At 74.9% G+C, this 15,946-nt stretch carries 16 protein-coding genes; 7 read left to right on the forward strand and 9 right to left on the reverse strand.

From position 1 onward, the window contains the following. The first annotated feature begins 11 nt into the window (after positions 1-11). On the forward strand, positions 12-998 hold the full coding sequence (locus tag IF01_RS0102530; RefSeq protein WP_030391552.1) for a GlxA family transcriptional regulator: 987 nt from the start codon (positions 12-14) through the stop codon (positions 996-998). Positions 999-1,020: 22 nt separating this feature from the next. Here IF01_RS0102530 and IF01_RS0102535 read toward each other — a convergent pair whose 3' ends face one another. Together IF01_RS0102535 and IF01_RS0102540 are read right to left on the reverse strand one after the other, a co-directional pair. Continuing rightward, positions 1,021-1,497 carry a DUF1801 domain-containing protein gene (locus IF01_RS0102535; protein WP_030391553.1) on the reverse strand — a complete coding sequence of 159 codons (477 nt, stop codon included), beginning with the start codon at positions 1,495-1,497 and terminating at the stop codon, positions 1,021-1,023. A 71-nt stretch (positions 1,498-1,568) separates the two neighbouring features. Continuing rightward, entirely contained in the window at positions 1,569-2,033 is a 465-nt protein-coding gene (locus IF01_RS0102540; protein ID WP_030391554.1) for a pyridoxamine 5'-phosphate oxidase family protein, read from the reverse strand. 117 nt (positions 2,034-2,150) lie between these two features. Here IF01_RS0102540 and IF01_RS0102545 point away from each other — a divergent pair, with 117 nt between their 5' ends. Next, positions 2,151-4,934 carry an ATP-binding protein gene (locus tag IF01_RS0102545; RefSeq protein WP_037778810.1) on the forward strand — a complete coding sequence of 928 codons (2,784 nt, stop codon included), beginning with the start codon at positions 2,151-2,153 and terminating at the stop codon, positions 4,932-4,934. Between the two features lie 76 nt (positions 4,935-5,010). On the opposite strand, the gene IF01_RS0102550 is transcribed toward IF01_RS0102545, so the two are convergent. Beyond that, positions 5,011-6,228, reverse strand: a complete 1,218-nt coding sequence (locus tag IF01_RS0102550; protein ID WP_030391556.1) for a cytochrome P450 — start codon at positions 6,226-6,228, stop codon at positions 5,011-5,013. 168 nt (positions 6,229-6,396) lie between these two features. Here IF01_RS0102550 and IF01_RS0102555 point away from each other — a divergent pair, with 168 nt between their 5' ends. After that, positions 6,397-6,753, forward strand: a complete 357-nt coding sequence (locus IF01_RS0102555) for an arsenate reductase family protein (RefSeq protein WP_030391557.1) — start codon at positions 6,397-6,399, stop codon at positions 6,751-6,753. A gap of 100 nt (positions 6,754-6,853) precedes the next feature. Here the strand turns inward: IF01_RS0102555 and IF01_RS0102560 are convergent, their stop codons facing one another. Beyond that, on the reverse strand, positions 6,854-7,324 hold the full coding sequence (locus IF01_RS0102560; RefSeq protein ID WP_030391558.1) for a pyridoxamine 5'-phosphate oxidase family protein: 471 nt from the start codon (positions 7,322-7,324) through the stop codon (positions 6,854-6,856). A 164-nt stretch (positions 7,325-7,488) separates the two neighbouring features. On the opposite strand from IF01_RS0102560, the gene IF01_RS0102565 reads away from it, so the two are divergent. Further along, entirely contained in the window at positions 7,489-8,049 is a 561-nt protein-coding gene (locus IF01_RS0102565; protein ID WP_030391559.1) for a DUF1697 domain-containing protein, read from the forward strand. A 91-nt stretch (positions 8,050-8,140) separates the two neighbouring features. Next, positions 8,141-8,686: an FHA domain-containing protein gene (locus tag IF01_RS0102570; RefSeq protein ID WP_030391560.1), complete on the forward strand. Its 546-nt coding sequence runs from the start codon at positions 8,141-8,143 to the stop codon at positions 8,684-8,686. A 65-nt stretch (positions 8,687-8,751) separates the two neighbouring features. On the opposite strand, the gene IF01_RS0102575 is transcribed toward IF01_RS0102570, so the two are convergent. Continuing rightward, a complete protein-coding gene (locus IF01_RS0102575) occupies positions 8,752-9,714 on the reverse strand; it encodes a DUF1152 domain-containing protein (RefSeq protein ID WP_030391561.1) in 963 nt (320 codons plus the stop codon). Between the two features lie 65 nt (positions 9,715-9,779). Between IF01_RS0102575 and IF01_RS0102580 the strand changes: the two genes are divergently transcribed. Further along, complete coding sequence (locus tag IF01_RS0102580) at positions 9,780-10,382, forward strand: DUF6891 domain-containing protein (RefSeq protein WP_051754830.1); 603 nt, start codon at positions 9,780-9,782, stop codon at positions 10,380-10,382. 48 nt (positions 10,383-10,430) lie between these two features. On the opposite strand, the gene IF01_RS0102585 is transcribed toward IF01_RS0102580, so the two are convergent. Together IF01_RS0102585 and IF01_RS0102590 are read right to left on the reverse strand one after the other, a co-directional pair. Further along, positions 10,431-10,907 (reverse strand): hypothetical protein, encoded by a 477-nt coding sequence (locus tag IF01_RS0102585; protein ID WP_030391563.1) that lies wholly within the window; start codon positions 10,905-10,907, stop codon positions 10,431-10,433. 142 nt (positions 10,908-11,049) lie between these two features. Further along, entirely contained in the window at positions 11,050-11,709 is a 660-nt protein-coding gene (locus tag IF01_RS0102590) for a TetR/AcrR family transcriptional regulator C-terminal domain-containing protein (RefSeq protein WP_030391564.1), read from the reverse strand. A 156-nt stretch (positions 11,710-11,865) separates the two neighbouring features. Between IF01_RS0102590 and IF01_RS0102595 the strand changes: the two genes are divergently transcribed. Next, complete coding sequence (locus IF01_RS0102595; protein WP_030391565.1) at positions 11,866-13,434, forward strand: FAD-dependent monooxygenase; 1,569 nt, start codon at positions 11,866-11,868, stop codon at positions 13,432-13,434. Positions 13,435-13,540: 106 nt separating this feature from the next. Here IF01_RS0102595 and IF01_RS0102600 read toward each other — a convergent pair whose 3' ends face one another. Both IF01_RS0102600 and IF01_RS0102605 read right to left on the reverse strand, forming a co-directional pair. Then, on the reverse strand, positions 13,541-14,305 hold the full coding sequence (locus tag IF01_RS0102600; RefSeq protein ID WP_030391566.1) for a hemerythrin domain-containing protein: 765 nt from the start codon (positions 14,303-14,305) through the stop codon (positions 13,541-13,543). A gap of 286 nt (positions 14,306-14,591) precedes the next feature. Continuing rightward, positions 14,592-15,725: an alpha/beta hydrolase gene (locus IF01_RS0102605; protein WP_233290311.1), complete on the reverse strand. Its 1,134-nt coding sequence runs from the start codon at positions 15,723-15,725 to the stop codon at positions 14,592-14,594. Between the last annotated feature and the right edge of the window lie 221 nt (positions 15,726-15,946).

Genomic DNA, 15,946 nt, shown 5'->3' on the forward strand with positions numbered 1-15,946 from the left:
ACTTTCCCGCCATGACGCCGCGTCCGCTCCCCGGTCCCACCGCGCCGCACCGGGTGGTGGCCCTGCTGCTGCCCCCGCAGGACACCTTCCCGCTGGCCTGCGCGACCGAGGTGTTCGGCGACCACGGCCCGGCCGTCCCCGCCCACTACACGTTCGGGGTCTGCACCGAGCACCCCGGCCCGGTCCGCACCCGGGCGGGCTACGACCTCCTGGTCACCGCCGGGCTGGACGCACTGGAGGACGCGGACACCGTGCTCGTGCCCGGCTGGCAGCACCCGGCGGGCGCGGAGGTGCCGCCGACGGTGGTCGACGCGGTCGGCCGGGCGCACCGGCGCGGCGCGCGGGTCGTCGGCCTCTGCTCCGGTGCCTTCGTGCTCGCCGCCGCCGGACTGCTGGACGGCCGCCGGGCCGCGACCCACTGGGCCCGGGCCACCGAGCTGGCCGCCCGGTTCCCGCGGGTCCGGGTCGACCCCGGGGTGCTCTACGTGGACCACGGCGATGTCGCCACCAGCGCCGGTGCCGCAGCCGGGGCGGATCTCTGTCTGCACCTGGTGCGCGAGGACCACGGCGCCGCGCACGCCCTGCGGATCGCCCGGCAGATGGTGATGCCGCCGCACCGCGAGGGCTGTCAGCTGCAGTACGCCGAACTGCCCGCTCCGCCGGCCAGCGGCTCGCTGGCACCGCTACTGGAGTGGCTGGCCGAACGGCTGGACCGGCCGGTGAGCGTCTCCGAGATGGCCGTCCGCTCCCAGGTGTCGGCCCGGACGCTGACCCGGCGCTTCACCGAACAACTGGGCATCAGCCCTGGACGCTGGCTGCTGGACCGGCGGATCGCCGCCACCCGGGCCCTCCTGGAGGAGACCGACCTGCCGGTGGAGACCATCGCCCGCCGGGTCGGCCTGTCCTCCGCCGTCAATCTGCGCCGCCGCTTCCACGAGGCCCTGCGCACCACACCCGCCGCCTACCGGCGCGCCTTCCGGGCCAACCGGGCCGGGTGAGTCGGGCGGGAGTCGGGGACGGTCAGGCGGTCGCCGTGGTGAGGAGGGCGGTGATGCGGGCCTCGGTGGTGGGGGTGAGGGCGGTGAGGGCGAAGGTGGTGGGCCACATGGTGTCGTCGTCGAGGGTGGCCACGTCGCTGAAGCCGAGTGTCGCGTAGCGGGACTTGAACTTCTGGGCGCACTGGAAGAAGCAGAGGACCTTGCCGTCCTTGGCGTAGGCGGGCATGCCGTACCAGAGCTTGGGGGTGAGGGCGGGGGCGGCGGCCCGGACGAGGGCGTGGACGCGTTCGGCGAGGGCGCGGTCGGCCGGCTCCATCTCGGCGATCTTGGCGAGGACCTCCTGCTCGGCGTCCGCCTTGGCGGTGCGCGGGTTGCGGCGGGCGGCGGCCTTGAGCTCCTTGGCGTGCTCCTTCATGGCCGCGCGCTCGTCCTCGGTGAAGCCGTCGAAGGGCTGGGTGGGGGTCTTGGACGTGGGGGTCTTCGAAGCGGTGGTGGTCATGGTGGGCTCCTCGGTGGGACTGGTGGGGCGGGACGGTTTCATGGTGGCGCGGGAGCGCCGGGGAAGGCTTCTCAAGAACTGACCGGTTCGTCGAGCCAGCGGCCGTCGCGCATCAGCTCGCGGCCGGACAGCTCGTTCTCCTCGCGCCAGGCCTGGACGCGGCGGGGCGTGACCAGGAACCAGCCGTACCGGACGGCCGAGGCCCGCGGGTCGAAGCCGGTGCGGGCGGCGAAGCGGTCCGCCCGCTCGTACGGGAGGTCGTCGATGCCGAGGGCCTCGACCTCGCCCTCGATCATGCAGACGTCCCGGGTGTGGCCGAGTGCCAGCCGAACGGTGCCGGCGGCGGCGAGGTTGCGGCCGGTCGGGCTGCCGACCGGGGTGGCGAGCAGCAGCGCTCCGCCGTCGTGGTCGAAGGAGAGCGGGACGAGGTGGGGCACGCCGTCCGGCGAGGCCGTGGCCACCCAGACGTCGACGTCCTCGGCGAGGCGCCGTTCGATGTCCTGGCGGCGCTCGGCGGAGGGGCGCGGTCCGGTCATGGTCTCTCACTCCTGTGCTCGTCGGCGGCGTTGGACACAGCCTCCTCCGGGCGGGGCGGGGGCCACATCCGTGGTGACCACGGAACGGACCACGGAGCCGCCCCGCATAATGACGCGGTGCCGACTCCTGTGATCTCGCCCCGCGAAGCCGATGTGCTCGCGCTGCTCGGCGAACACCTCAGCAATGCCGAGATCGCCGCTCGGCTGTTCATCTCCGTGCGCACGGTCGAGTCCCACACCTCGTCGCTGCTGCGCAAGTTGGCGTTGCCGGACCGGCGCGCGCTGTCCCGGCGGGCGGTCGAACTCGCCCGTGCCGAGCGGCCCCGGCCGGCCCCCGCGCTGCCGGCGCCGCTGACGGAGTTCGTGGGGCGGGAGCGCGAACGTGCCGCGCTGGCGGTGCTGTTGGCGGACCATCGGCAGGTGACGGCGGTCGGGCCCGGCGGCGTGGGCAAGACCAGGCTGGCGCTGGCGGTGGCGGCCGAGGCGGCCGGCGGGTTCGCCGACGGGGTGTGGTTCGTCGACCTGGCCCCGGTCGCCGGTCCGGACCGGGTGGCGGCGGCCGTCGCGGCCGTCCTGGGGGTCGGCGAGCAGCCCGGACAGGGGCTCGACGAGGCGGTGTGCGCCGCGTTGTCCGAACGCCGGGCGCTCCTGGTGCTGGACAACTGTGAGCAGGTGAGGGAGGGTGTCGCGCCTTTCCTGGAACGGCTGTTGGCGTCCTGCCCGGAGGTGCGGGTGCTGGCGACGAGCCGGGCCCGGCTGCTGGTGCCCTTCGAACGGGTCTTCCCCGTACCGCCGTTGTCGCGGGACGGCGGCGGGAGCTCGGAGGCGGTCGCGCTGTTCGTCGAACGGGCCACCGCGGCGGCCGGGGTGGCGCCGGACCCGGCGCTCCGGGACGGGATCGCGGCCGTCTGCGAGCGGCTCGACGGGATGGCGCTGGCGATCGAACTGGCGGCCGCCCGCTGGCCGACGCTCGGGCTGGACGGGCTCCGGGCGGGCCTGTCGGACCAGTTGCGGATCCTGGCGGGCGGCCCGCGCGCGGACGACCGGCACCGCTCGGTGCGGGCGGTCCTGGACTGGAGCCACGAACTGCTGGAGCCCGCCGACCGGGCGCTGCTGCGGCGGGTGTCGGCGTTCGTGCTGCCGTTCACGGCCGGGGCGGCGGTCGCGGTGGCGGGCTTCGCCCCGCTCGACGCGGGCGCCGTGGCCGACGGGCTCGGCCGGCTCGCCGAGCAGAGCCTGCTCACCGCCGTCCCGTCCGCGCACGGCACCCGCTACCGGGCGCTGGAGACGATCCGGCAGTACGGCGCCGAACGGCTCGACGGGGCCGGGGAGTCGGCGCGGGTGCGGGGGCGCCACCTCGACTGGTGCCTGAGCGGCGCGGACGGACTGGCGGGGGCGACGGACGAGGAACGGCAGCTGCGGGAGGGCGCCTGGCAGGCCGGGTTCGACGCGCTGGCCGAGGAGCTGCGGACCGCGCTGGCCTGGGCCGCCGAGCGGCCCGAGCGGCGGCCCGACGCCCGCCGACTCGCGCTCGGCCTCGCCGGGCTCGCCTTCGACCGGCATCTGCTCGGCGAGGCCCAGCAGCGGCTCGAACAGGCCGCCGCCCTCGCCGACGACTCCTCCGTCCAGGGCTCCCCCACCGACGCCGACGCCGCCGACGCCGCCGACGCGCTGCGGGAGGCCGCCCGGGTGGCCGGGTGCCGACGCCTCGGCGACGACATGTACCGCCTCCACCGCGCCGCCGCGGCGGCAGCGATCGACGCCGGGGACCCGGCCGGGGCCGCCCGCGACCTGGCGGCCGCCGCCACCGTCGCCCACCGCTTCTCCAGCACCTTCGTCCGCCTTCCCGCCGCCGCGGAGGTGACCACCCTGCTGGCGCGGGCCGATGAACTGTCCGACGGCTCTCCGGCGGCCTCGGCCGCCCTCGCCCTGGCCGAGGCGGCCGTGCTCGCGGACGCCTACGGCTCCGTCCAGGGCAGCCCGGACAACACGGCCCGGGAGACGGTCGGGTACGCCGAGCGGGCCGTCGAGCTGGCCCGGCGCGCGGGCGACCCGGTGGCCGAGTCCGCCGCCCTGGACGCCCTCTCCGGTGCGCACAGCTGGGCCGGGGAGCCGTTCGCGGCCGCCGGGGCCGCCCGCCGCCGGGTCGAGCTGCTGGCCCCGGCGCCGCGCACCCCGGCCACCGCGCACGAACAGGTGGACGCGCTCGCGATGGCCGCCGCGACGGCGATCGGCGTCGGCGAACTGGACCGGGCCCGGCAGTGGGGGCGGCAGCTCGCCGAGCATCCGCTGACGGCCGAGGTGGGGCACCACGCCACGTCCTGGCTGCTGGTCGCGGACGCGTTCGCCGGGCAGGAGGAGGCCGTGCTCGCGGGCGGGGCGCGGTTCCTCCGGGCCTGGGAGCAGGGCGGGCGGCCGCGGTCGTTCTCGCTCGGCCCGGCGGCCGCGGCGGTCGCCATGGTGCACGGGCTGCGCGGCGACGACGGCGCCCGGGCGTCCTGGCTGGCCGTCGTCGGCCGGGCGGGCACCGAGGAGGAGCACCGCCACGGCTACGGCGCGGTGTTCGACGCCACGGTGCTGCTCCACCGGGGGGAGGCGGGGGCCGCGCTGGAGCGGCTGTCGCCCGCCCCGGAGGAGGTGTGGAAGTGGGTGTCCTGGGTCTGGCTGCACTGGTACGCGGCGGTGCGGGTCGAGGCCTCGGTGCTGAGCGGGCACCCGGAGGCGCGCGAGCGGCTCGCCGGGGCCCGCGCCACGGTCGCGGGCAACCCGGTCGCCGGGGCCCAACTCGACCGGGCGCAGGCGCTCCTGGACGGCGACCCGGCCCGGGTGCGGGCCACGGCCGCCGCCTTCGCCGCGGCCGGCTGCCGCTACCAGTCCGCCCGCAGCCTCCGGCTCGCCTAAGCGGCCGGGGACGGGGGCGAGGACGGGGACGGGAACGGAAGCGGGGGCGAGGACGGGCGCGCCCCCGGGCGGCGGCTCAGCGGGTGGTGACGGGGAGGGATTCGTAGCCGCGGAGCACCAGGCGGTCGCGGCGCACCGGAATGCCCGCCGGGGCCAGCCGGGGGAAGCGGTCCAGCAGCGCCGGGACGGCGATGTCCGCCTCCAGCCGGGCGAGTTGGCTGCCCAGGCAGAAGTGCTGGCCACCGCCGAAGCTGAGCGGCTGGCTGTCGGTGCGGGTCGGGTCGAAGCGGTCCGGACTGGCGTAGCGGGCCGGGTCGCGGTTGGCCGCGCCCAGCATCACCAGCACCACGGTGCCGGTGGGTGCGGGCAGGCCGGCCACCGTGAGGTCGGGGGCGGTGGAGATCCGGGAGGTGAGCTGGACCGGGGAGTCGTAGCGCAGCACCTCGTCCGTGAACAGCGAGGGGTCCAGCCCGCCGGTGCGCAGGCCCTCGGCGGCGCCGGGGTGGCGGAAGAGCAGGGTGAGGCCGTTGCCGAGGAGGTTGGTGGTGGTCTCGAAGCCGGCGACCAGGAGCAGGACGAGGTTGCCCAGCAGCTCCTCGCCGGAGATCCGGTCCGGGGAGTCGGCGGCGATCCGGGCCAGGTCGCTGACCAGGTCGCCGGTCGGCCTGGCCAGCCGCTCGGCGACCAACTCCGCGAAGTAGGAGTCCAGTTCGTCCGCGGCGGCATCGGCCGCGGCCAGTTCGCCGAGGTCCTGGATCAGCTCCAGGGCGATGGTGAGGTCCGAGGCGAGGCCCCGGAAGCGGTGGCGGTCGGCGACGGGGACGCCGAGCAGTTCGCAGATCACCTCGACCGGGAGCCGGAAGGCGAAGGCGTCCATGAAGTCGACGGGCGAACCGTCGGCGCTCCCGTCGTCCAGCTCGTCGAGCAGCCGGGCGACCGTCGCCGCGATCGCCGGGCGCAGGGCCGCGACCCGCCGGGCGTTGAAGGCCGAGGCGACGAGCGAGCGGACCCGGCCGTGGTCGGGGGCGTTGCGCTGGAGGACCGAGTGGCCGAGCAGCACGACCGAGGGGTGGACCAGCAGGTCCGCGTTGTCGGCGGTGAGGGTCCTGGTGTCCTCCACGGCGAAGGCGGGATTGCGCAGCACCTGGTTGGCGGCGGCGTGCCCGGTCACGAGGACCGCGGCGGGGCCGGCCGGGGCGGCGGCCCCGAGCTCGTGCGCCCGCGCGTAGAGCGGGTAGGGGTCGAAGCGCCCCTCCGTGGTCATGAGACGCTCGATGATCGACGCACCGTCCATGCGGGATTCCCCTCCCGTAGATCCAACTCCGCTACGGACAACTGTCGGTGGACGGAGGGGAGTTCCCGCGCAGGGGCGGTGGACCCGGTGCGGTCCGGACACGGGGCCGCGGGCGGCCGGGCGGCGCGGGGGCGGGGCGGGGTCGGCCCCGGTCGGTAGGGTAGTGGGATGGAGATCTGGATCAACCCGCGCTGCGGGAAGTGCCGCAGCGCACTGAACGAGCTGACCGGCGCGGGCGCCGAGTTCACCGTGCGTCGCTACCTGGAGGACCCGCCGAGCGTCGCCGAGCTGGAGCAGGTGCTGGTGCGGCTGGGCCTGGAGCCGTGGGACATCGTCCGGATCGAGGAGCCGGTGGCCAAGGACCTGGGCATGAAGCAGTGGGGCCGGGAGGACGGCGACCGGGCGGCCTGGCTCGCGGCGATGGCCGAGCACCCGATCCTGATCCAGCGCCCGATCATCACCGCGGACGACGGACACGCCGTGGTGGCGCGCACGCCGGAGGCGGTCAGGTCCGTCCTGCCGTAGCGGCGGCCGCCGGTACCGCTCGGCGGTACCGGCCCGGGGTACCCGGGCCACCCGCCCGGAGTACCGGCCCGGGACACCGGCCGCTACCGGCGGCCGGGTGTCAGCGGCGCTCGAACCGCCGCACCGGCTCGCCCGGCCGCCAGGAGCTGATCCGGACCGCGTCCCCCTCGACGGTGGTGTGCACGACCTGCTCCAGCTCCAGCCGGAAGGCGTCGTACGGGCCGGGCGGCGGCTCCGGGAGCTCGGCCTCGTAGGCGGCGCGCTCCGCCTCGTCGGTGAGCTCCACGGCCCGGCCGGACAGCTTGGAGTCGCCGTCCGCCAGTGTCTCGTCGCTCGGGTTGCTGTGCAGCGCGAAGCGGGCGTCGCGGCGGAGGTCCCGCACCTTCATCGCGTCGTGCATCGAGCCGAGCACGACGTCCGCCCCGAAGAAGCCCACCTCGATACCGCTCACCCGGGGTGAACCGTCACTGCGCAGCGTCGCCAGGACGTGGTGCTTGTTGGCCTCGAAGCGGGCCCGCACGGCGGGGGCCAGATCCGGTGCCTCCTGCTCGAAATCCTGCCAGGTAGCCATGCCGTCAGTGTGGCACCGGCCACTGACAGCCGCCGGGCGGACACCGCCCGGACGCCTCCCGAGGGCCGCGGACATCGGGCACGGACCTCGCCCGGAGCTCGCACCGACGGCGCCCGGACCTCGCGCCGCCGTGCGCTGTCGGTGCCCGGTGCCACACTGGCCGGGTGACCACTACGACCACCTACATCGCCTTCCTGCGCGCCGTGAACGTGGGCGGCCGGACGGTGCGGATGGAGCGGCTGCGCGCGCTCTTCGCCGAGCTGGGCCTGGAGCGCGTCGGCTCATACATCCAGAGCGGCAACGTGTTCTTCACCGCCGAGGCCACCGACGCGGCGGCCCGGGCCGCGCTCACCGAGCGGATCGAGCGGCACCTGGCCGAACAGCTGGGCTTCCCGGTACCGGTGCTGCTGCGCACGGTGGACGAGGTCCAGGCGGTGCTGGACGCCGAGCCGTTCGCGGAGGTCGAGGTGACGCCGGAGGTCAGGCTCACGCTGAACTTCCTCTCCGAGCCGCTGCCCGCGGACTTCCCGCTCCCCTACACCTCGCCGAAGGGCGACTACGAGGTACTCGGCGCCGATCCCGGCACCGCGTTCGTCGTGGTGCACCTGAAGAACGGCAAGTGGGTCACCACCGGCAATCTCTTCGGGAAGTCCTACCAGGGGGCGGTGACCTCGCGCTTCCTGCACACCACGGTCAAGATCGTGGCGGCCGCGCGCAAGACCTGAGCCGCACCGGCGGACCCGGCGGACCCGCAGCCGGCGGACCGGCAGCCCGGGGAATCTGGACAGGTCGGCGGGGGCACCCGAGAATCGGTCCATGATGTCGCGTGAGAACCGGACACAGGTGGTCCGGCCGTCCGAGGCCGAGCGGGAGCGGGCCCTCGACGCGTTGCGGGAGGGCGCCGGGAACGGCCGGCTGTCGCACGACACCTTTCTGGGCCGGCTGGACCTCGTGCTCCGTGCGAGCAGCCGGGCCGAACTGAAGTCCGTGATGGCCGACCTGCCGGCCGGGAACCCGGTCGGACGGTTCCTGCTGCGCGCGGTGGGCCGGGTCTCCGCCTTCGGCGTGCGCCTGGGCGGGGCCTGGCGGGCCGAGCGGCTGCCGGGGCTGAGCCTCCCCCACTCCGGGGGCGGGCAGTTGACGATCGGCCGGTTCCCCGGATCCGGGCTGCGGCTGAACGACGCCTCGGTCTCGCGACACCACGCCGAACTGCGCCGGGAGGGCGACGGCTGGGTGCTGTACGACCTGGGCTCGACCAACGGCACCCATGTGAACGGCTACCGGATCGTCGGCGGCATCCGGGTCCGCCCCGGCGACCAGGTGCGCTTCGGCAACCTGGAGTTCCGCCTCGCCACCGGCTGACCCGCCCCGCCCCTCGGCCCGGGGCGGTCGCGCGGGACGGAGGCCCGGCGGCCGGGCCCGGCGTGTCAGTGGGGGAACTGCCGCGGTGGCCGCTGGACGGGCAACGAGTCCTGGAAGTCGCCGATGGCGGTGGCGACCTGGCGCATCAGGACCGTCCGCTCCAGCCGGTCGAGGTAGCGGTGCTCGGCGACCAGCGCCTCCACGGTGACCCCGAAGTAGAGCGTCATCAGCGGATTGACGAAGAGCTTGCCGCCCTTGGTGCGGTCGGTGAACCGGACGTCGCCGAACTGGCCGCGCAGCGCGGCCGCCACCGAGCCCTGGACGATGCTCGGGTGCTCGGGGAACGCCGCCCGGGCGTGCTCCACGGCGTCCAGGTAGAGCGTCCCCTCCCGGCTGTCGCGCGGGACGGAGAAGGCGCCGAGGTAGCCGCCGGCCCGGTCGATCGCTGCGAGGTTCTCCAGAACCAGGGAGTGGTTGACGCCGTGGTGGGCGTCGATGCCGAAACCGAGGCAGGCGACCAGCCGTTCGGGGACCTCGGTGAGCCCGGCGACGGCGGCGAGGCTGGTCATGTCCTCCTCCGGCGTGCCGAGGCCCGCCTCGTCGCCGCGCATCAGGATGTCGGTGCCGCCGTCGACCAGCAGGAGGGCGTCGATGCCGAGTCGCTCGACGAGGGACCGGTAGGCCGCCCGCAGCGGCTGCACCCCGGTCCTGGGGAACGCCCAGACCTCGTCGGGCATGTCGTGCAGCCGGAGCCAGCGGGCGAGCGTCCGCTCGGGGAAGTAGCCCTCCGGGGCCGGGGTGTCGGGCCGGACCAGGGCCAGGTCGCTCTCCTGCCAGACCTCGGCGGGCAGGGCGTGGAGCTCGCTGAAGGAGAGGTTGGCCAGGTGCACCTCCTTGCCCGCGGCCCGCAGGGCGAGGGCGAGCGGCAGGCCCGCGTAGACGTCGAAGCCGCCGCCCGCGCCGGCGATCAGGATGCGCTCGGCGGCCAGCAGACGGGTGATCAGCGGGGGCTGGAGGAGAGAGGCCATCGAGGGACGGTAGCACCGGGCGGCACGCCCCGGCCGTTGAAGGAGGCGGGTGCTTGGATGCGGGTATGGACCAGGAGACCGTACAGAGCACCCTTGCCGACGAGGTACTGCGGGACGCCGAGGAGCGGGCCCGCGAACTGATCCGGTGCGGCTTCCAGGAGCCGGACGAGATAGCCGAGTCCCTGGTCGAGGTCCTCGACGACCAGGGACTGACGATGGAGGAGGCGGAGCGGATCGTCGCTCCGCTGTGGCGGGCGCGGCTGGAGGAGCAGGCCTCCTGGCCGGAGACGACCGACGTCGACCGGTTGGAGGCCGCCTTCGACGCCCTGGAGGAGCTGGGCATCGTCGCCGCGATGGACTTCACCTGCTGTGCGAGCTGCGGTTACGCCGAGATCGGGGGCGAGGCCGAGGAGGACTCGCGGGGCTTTGTGTTCTTCCATCAGCAGGACACCGAACGGGCGGCCGACGGCGGTGCGTTGATGCTGCGGTACGGCGGGTTCCAGCTGGACGGCGAGTCGACGGAGGCCGCCGTGCGGCGGACGGCCGAGGTCGGGCGCGCGGTGGTGGCGGCGTTGACGGCGGCCGGGCTGCCCTCGGAGTGGGACGGTGCGCCGGAGACGGCGATCGAGGTCACGCCGATCACCTGGCTCAACCGCCTGCCGGAGTAGCGGCGCTCCACGACCGGGCCCGCCGGGTCGAGCGGGGCCGACGGGCGGTCAGCGGACGACGTGGAGTTCGGCGGTGTGCTCCTGCGCGTCGGCATGGCGCAGGGTGATCTTCGCGGAGCCGACGCTGGTCTCGACGTCCTCGGTGAGGGTCTTGGTGTCCTCGCCGAGCTTGACCTCGGCCGTGGTGTCGGTGATCCGGCCCACGGTGAGGCTGAGGGTCTTGTCGCCGCCGAAGACCTCGACGGTGTGGGTGCTGTCGGCCTTCTCGGTGTGCACGGCGACATCGCAGCTGTTGTCGTTGAGGCAGAGCGAGACACCACCCTTGCAGGCGGTGAGGCCGGCGCCGAGCAGCAGCACGGCGCCGACCGCGAGGGCGGCCGAGCGGACGGCCGGCCTGCGGCGGCGACTGGTGGACAGGCCGCCGGGAAGACCACCGGGAAGGTCGGTGGCCGGACCGGCGGGCAGGTCGGTGGAGCGGAGTCCGGGGCGGTGCTCCGGGGGCGGGTTCGCGGGTGCACTCGTCATGGCTCCGACGGTAGGCGCGCGCCGCCGACCGGCCATCGGCCGTCGGCGGCACCCGGCCCCTGGCCCTCCCCCGAGCCTCCGGGCCGCCCCCACCCGGACGTCGTGCGGGGTGAATCCCCTAGGGGACAGCGGGAGTTGCCGCTCAGGACGGGTCCGGGGGCGAGGGTTCCGGGCGGAGCGAGGCCTCGACGCCGGCCACGACGATCGCCAGGCCGCGCTCGAAGCGCCGCTCGAAGTCCCCGAAGAGCTCCCGGCTCGCGGCCGCGGCGAGCGGGTGTCCGGGATCGATGGCGGCGGCACGCCGGTCCGGGTCGTAGTCGGGCGCCCGCTCCCCCGGCACCGGGTGGACGGCCTGCTCCTCGATCACGAACCCGGTGGTGAACGCGTACGCGGTGGTGAAGGCCAGGACGGCGTCGGCGAGTTCGAACCCGGCCCGGCGGAAGGCGGCGAGCAGGGCCTCCTGTCCCTCGGCGTGCCCGTAGTCGGTGAGCCGGGTGCCACTGAAGACCTTGGCGCCGTCCCGGTAGCCGAGCAGCGCGGTGCGCAGGGTGCGGCAGGTGGTGGTGATCGCCTCCTGCCAGTTCCCCGGGAGGGTGACCGGCCCGGCGTACATCCGGCGGAGCATCTCGGTGGCCATCTCGTCCAGCAGCGCCTGCTTGTTGGCGAAGTGCCAGTACAGCGCGGGCGCCTTGACGTCCAGCTCGGTGGCGATCCGGCGCAGGGTGAGGCCCTCCAGCCCGGTCTCGTCGAGCAGGCGCAGGGCGGCGTCGACCACCTGGGCGCGGTCCAGCTTCGGCGGCATGTCGCGCCCTTCCTTCCGTGACGGCCGGCCGCCTTTCGCGGCGACGGGGCCGCCCGGCGCAGCCCTGCGGTGCGACGGTGCGGCATTGACAACTTAACACCGTTAAGCCCATGCTTCCGGACGTCAGCTACTTAACAACGTTAAGGAGAGTGTGCGATGACGCACGCCCCGACCCGGACCGAGGTCCTCGTTGTCGGCGCCGGCCCGACCGGCCTGACCCTCGCCTGCGACCTGGCCCGGCGCGGAGTCTCCGCGCTGCTGGTCGAGCAGGCGGGGGCGCTGTTCCCCGGCTCGCGCGGCAAGGGGCTCCAGCCCCGGACCCAGGAGGTCTTCGAGGACCTCGGCCTGCTCACCGCCGTCCGTGCCGCCGGCCGGCCCTACCCCCGGATGCTGAACTGGGAGGACGGCGAACCGCAGGGCGAGTGGGACCTCGTCGGGGGCCCCGGGCCGGTCGTCCCGGACCCGACCGTGCCGTTCCCCTCGGTCTGGATGCTCCCGCAGTGGCGCACCCAGGAACTGCTGCACGAGCGGCTGCGCGAACTCGGCGGCGAGGTCGTCCTCGGCACCGCGCTGAGCGGCCTCGACCAGTTCCCGGACCGGGTCGAGGCCCGGCTGACCGGCCCCGACGGCGCCGAACGGACCGTCTCCGCCCGCTATCTGGTCGCCGCCGACGGCGGCCGCTCCACCGTCCGCCGGGCGGTGGGGATCCCGATGACGGGCGGGCAGGTCGACCCGCGCCCGGCCCTGGTCGCCGATCTGGAGATCGACGGCCTGGAGCGCCGGAACTGGCACGTCTGGCCGAAGGCACCCGGCGGCCCGCTGCTGCTCTGCCCGCTGCCGAGCACCACCGCGTTCCAGTTGTTCGCCCAGTTCGGCGCGGAGGGCAGCGCGGAGAACGAGGCGGAGGGCAGCGCGGAGAACGAGACGGAGCCCGACACCTCGCCGGAGGGCGTGCGGCGGACCGTCGCGGCCCGCACCCACCTGCCGGAGTCGGCGCTCGGCCGGGTGCACTGGGCCTCCTGCTTCCGGCCGCGCACGGCGCTCGCCGAGCGGTTCCGGGAGGGCCGGGTCTTCCTGGCCGGCGACGCCGCGCACATGCACTCCCCGGCCGGCGGCCAGGGCCTCAACACCAGCATCCAGGACGCCTACAACCTGGGCTGGAAGCTCGGCCAGGTGCTGCGGCACGGCGCCGACGAGGCTCTGCTGGACAGCTACGAGGAGGAACGGCTGCCGATCGCCGCCGACGTGCTGGAGATCTCCACCCGGCTGCACCGTGCGGGCGGGATCGGGGCCGGCGGACTGCGGCGCGGCCCGCGCACCGAACAGCTCGGGCTCGGCTACGAGGACGGCCCGTTGACCGTCGAGGCACGCCCCGGCCTGGCCGAGGACGCCCTGCGGGCCGGGGAGCGGGCCCCGGACGCGCCGCTGGACGGTACGGCGAACGGCGCGGCGGGCGACACCGCGAACGGCACCGCCGACAGCGGGACCGGCGAGGCGCGGCGGCTCTTCGAACTGTTCCGCGGCCCGCACGTCACCGTGCTCGCGGTCGGCCGCGCCCTGCCCGAACTGCCCGCCGGGGTGCACGGGCACCGGATCGACGGCGGAGTCACGGAGCGGGTGTACGGACCGGGCCTGTTCGTCGTCCGGCCGGACGGCTACCTGGGCCTGGCCACCCACGACCCCGCCGACCTGCCGGGCTACCTGGGCCGCCTCGGCCTGCGCTGAACCCCGCCGCGCAGGACGGCCCGTCGGCAACGGGCACGGGCACGACGGCATAGGCCCCCGGCACCTGCCACGCGCGTAGACCGAAGGGCCGCAAAAGCCCCTCGGCTCACTCCCCGGCCGCGTCCCAGGCCTCGGGCGGACCCCACAGCGGCGCCGTGCACCGCTGGTAGGTGGCCTGCCAGTGCGGCCAGTGCCGGGCCACGAGGTCGTCGCAGTCGGCGAGCAGCCGCTCAACCAGCGCCGGCTCGACGCCGTCCAGCAGCCAGGCGAGCGCGTCCGGCGTGCCCGGGCCGTCGGCGGAGTGCATCACGTCGAGCAGCTCGGGCAGGCTGCCCACCCGCGAGTTCTCCGTGAAGACCAGCTCCATCCGCGGCAGCAGCTGGCGCTCCTCGACCCGCAGATGGGTCTCCAGCCGGGCGGCGAGGTCCTCGATCGCGTAGGCCACCGGCCACACCGAACCGGTGTCCCGGCTGGCGATCCGGACCAGGGTGGTGACCCGGGTGAACGAGTGGTCGAGGTTGTGGTGGTCCGACTCCAGCCAGTTCAGCAGCAGCCGCAGCTCGGGCGCGAACCGGCGGACGATCGGCCAGATCCGGGTGTCCTGCTGCTCGTGGTGGCAGGACAGCACGGCGGTGACGAAGGTCCAGTGGCGCAGCAGCGCGGCGCCCTTCTCGTCCTCGCCGGGCTGCAGCAGCCGGAGGGCGTTGGGCAGCCTGGCGAGGTCGCGGCGGAGCGCGGAGTGCACCAGTCGCAGGCCGGCGAAGCGGTAGGCCTGCGGCTCCTCGTCGGCGGTGCGGTCGTGCACGGGGCCGCCCTGGGTGGGCAGGGCCGGGGACACCGGGGACGCTACGGGCAGCAGGTGGCTGGGCATGGCACTCTCTTCACGTCTCGGGCAGGGCTGGCACGACCTGGCGGAAGTGGTGGGCTGGCACTCCCACCAGGGTGATGAGAGGACATCAGAGGCGAATCAATGTCCGATTGACGTGCAGCTCAGCGGCTGTTCGACCCGCTTCGGTGGGCGCGGCGGCGAACGCGGCGCAACATTCCGCCGCGACCCTCGCCAGCACCGGGACTCTCGCGCTCGAACGCCGGAAACGGCGGAGCGGACCGGCCGATGCGATCGGCCGGTCCGCTCCGGACCCAGTGCCCCGGGTGCCTCAGTCGCTCTGCGGCCCCGCGAGGTTCTTGGTGAGCCACTGCAGGGTGTCCGGGATCATCTTCTTGAAGTCGGTGGTCAGGTGCTTCCCGCCGGGCTGCTCGTAGTACTCGACGGTGAGCGGCGGCGCGGCCTTCGCGACCCACGCCTTGACCAGCTTCATCTCGTACGCGTTGGCGCCGCCGGCGGTGGCCAGCATCCTGACGTCGGCCTTGCCCTGGGCGACCAGCAGGTCGGGGCTGTTGGCCTGGCGGTCGTTCTCGTAGCCCTTCCAGAGCGGCGAGTCGGGGTTGAAGTAGCCGTCGATCGGGACGGCGGCCTTGAACTTGTCCGGGTGCTGCAGGGCCAGCTTCGCGCTGCAGAACGCGCCGGTGGAGGCGCCCATCAGGCCCCAGCCGTCGCGGCCCTTCACGGTGCGGAAGTTGGCGCGCACGAAGTCGGGGATGTCCTCGGCCATCCAGGTGCCGATCTTGGGCTGGCCCGGGATGTCGGCGCACTCCAGGGCCTTGGCCTCGTTTGAGTCGAGGTTCTGCACCGGCATGATCATGATGAAGGGGTGGGCCTTGCCCTGCTTGGCGAGGTCGGCGTCGACCTCCTGGATCGGCAGCTGGTTGTCGGTCCAGGTGTTGTAGCCGGCGCTCTGGCCGCCCGCGTACAGGGTGAGCACCGGGAAGCCGGTCTTCGCGTACTTCGGGTCGTTGTACTCCGGGGGGAGCCAGACCCAGACCTTGCCGGAGACCCCGGACTTGGGGCCGGCCAGGGTGGTCATCATGATCTGGCCGGCGGCGGTGTCCCTGGCCTTGCCGAACGCGGCCTGCGGGCCGGTGGGCATCAGCACCTTGCCGGACCCGGCGGCCGGGGCGGGCGCCGCGGTGGCCGAGGTCGAACCGGCCGTCGGGGAGCCCGGGGCCGGGGAGCCCGGGGCGGAGGAGCCGGGCGCCGAGGAGCCGGGCGCCGAGGAGGCGGCGGCCGCGGAGGAGGAGCCGGTGGCCGCCGCCGTGCCCTTGCCGGCGCCGGCCTTCGCCGAATCGCCCTTGCTCCCGTCCGTACTACCGCAGGCCGCGAGCGCGGCGGCCAGGGTCAGGGCGGTGGCACCGGTCAGCACGGCGCGGAAACGGGAGGACTGCGGCTGCACGGTGAGAACTCTCCGACCGGTGTCGCGCCCGCTCCGCGGAGCCGGGCGGTGGCCCCCGGGTGGGGCCGGACAGGCCCGGGGCGCGACTGTCTGCGGGACCCCCGGGAGGCTGGTCGCCGCCCTGCGCGGCGGCGTGCCGTCCTGCGATCTTATGACGTGAGCCGCCCCGGGCCGGTTGCGCGCCGGCCTGCACCGATCCAATGTTTGTTCCCGATCGAGTA

Source organism: Kitasatospora purpeofusca (assembly GCF_000718025.1).
GTDB classification, from domain to species: Bacteria; Actinomycetota; Actinomycetes; order Streptomycetales; family Streptomycetaceae; genus Kitasatospora; species Kitasatospora purpeofusca.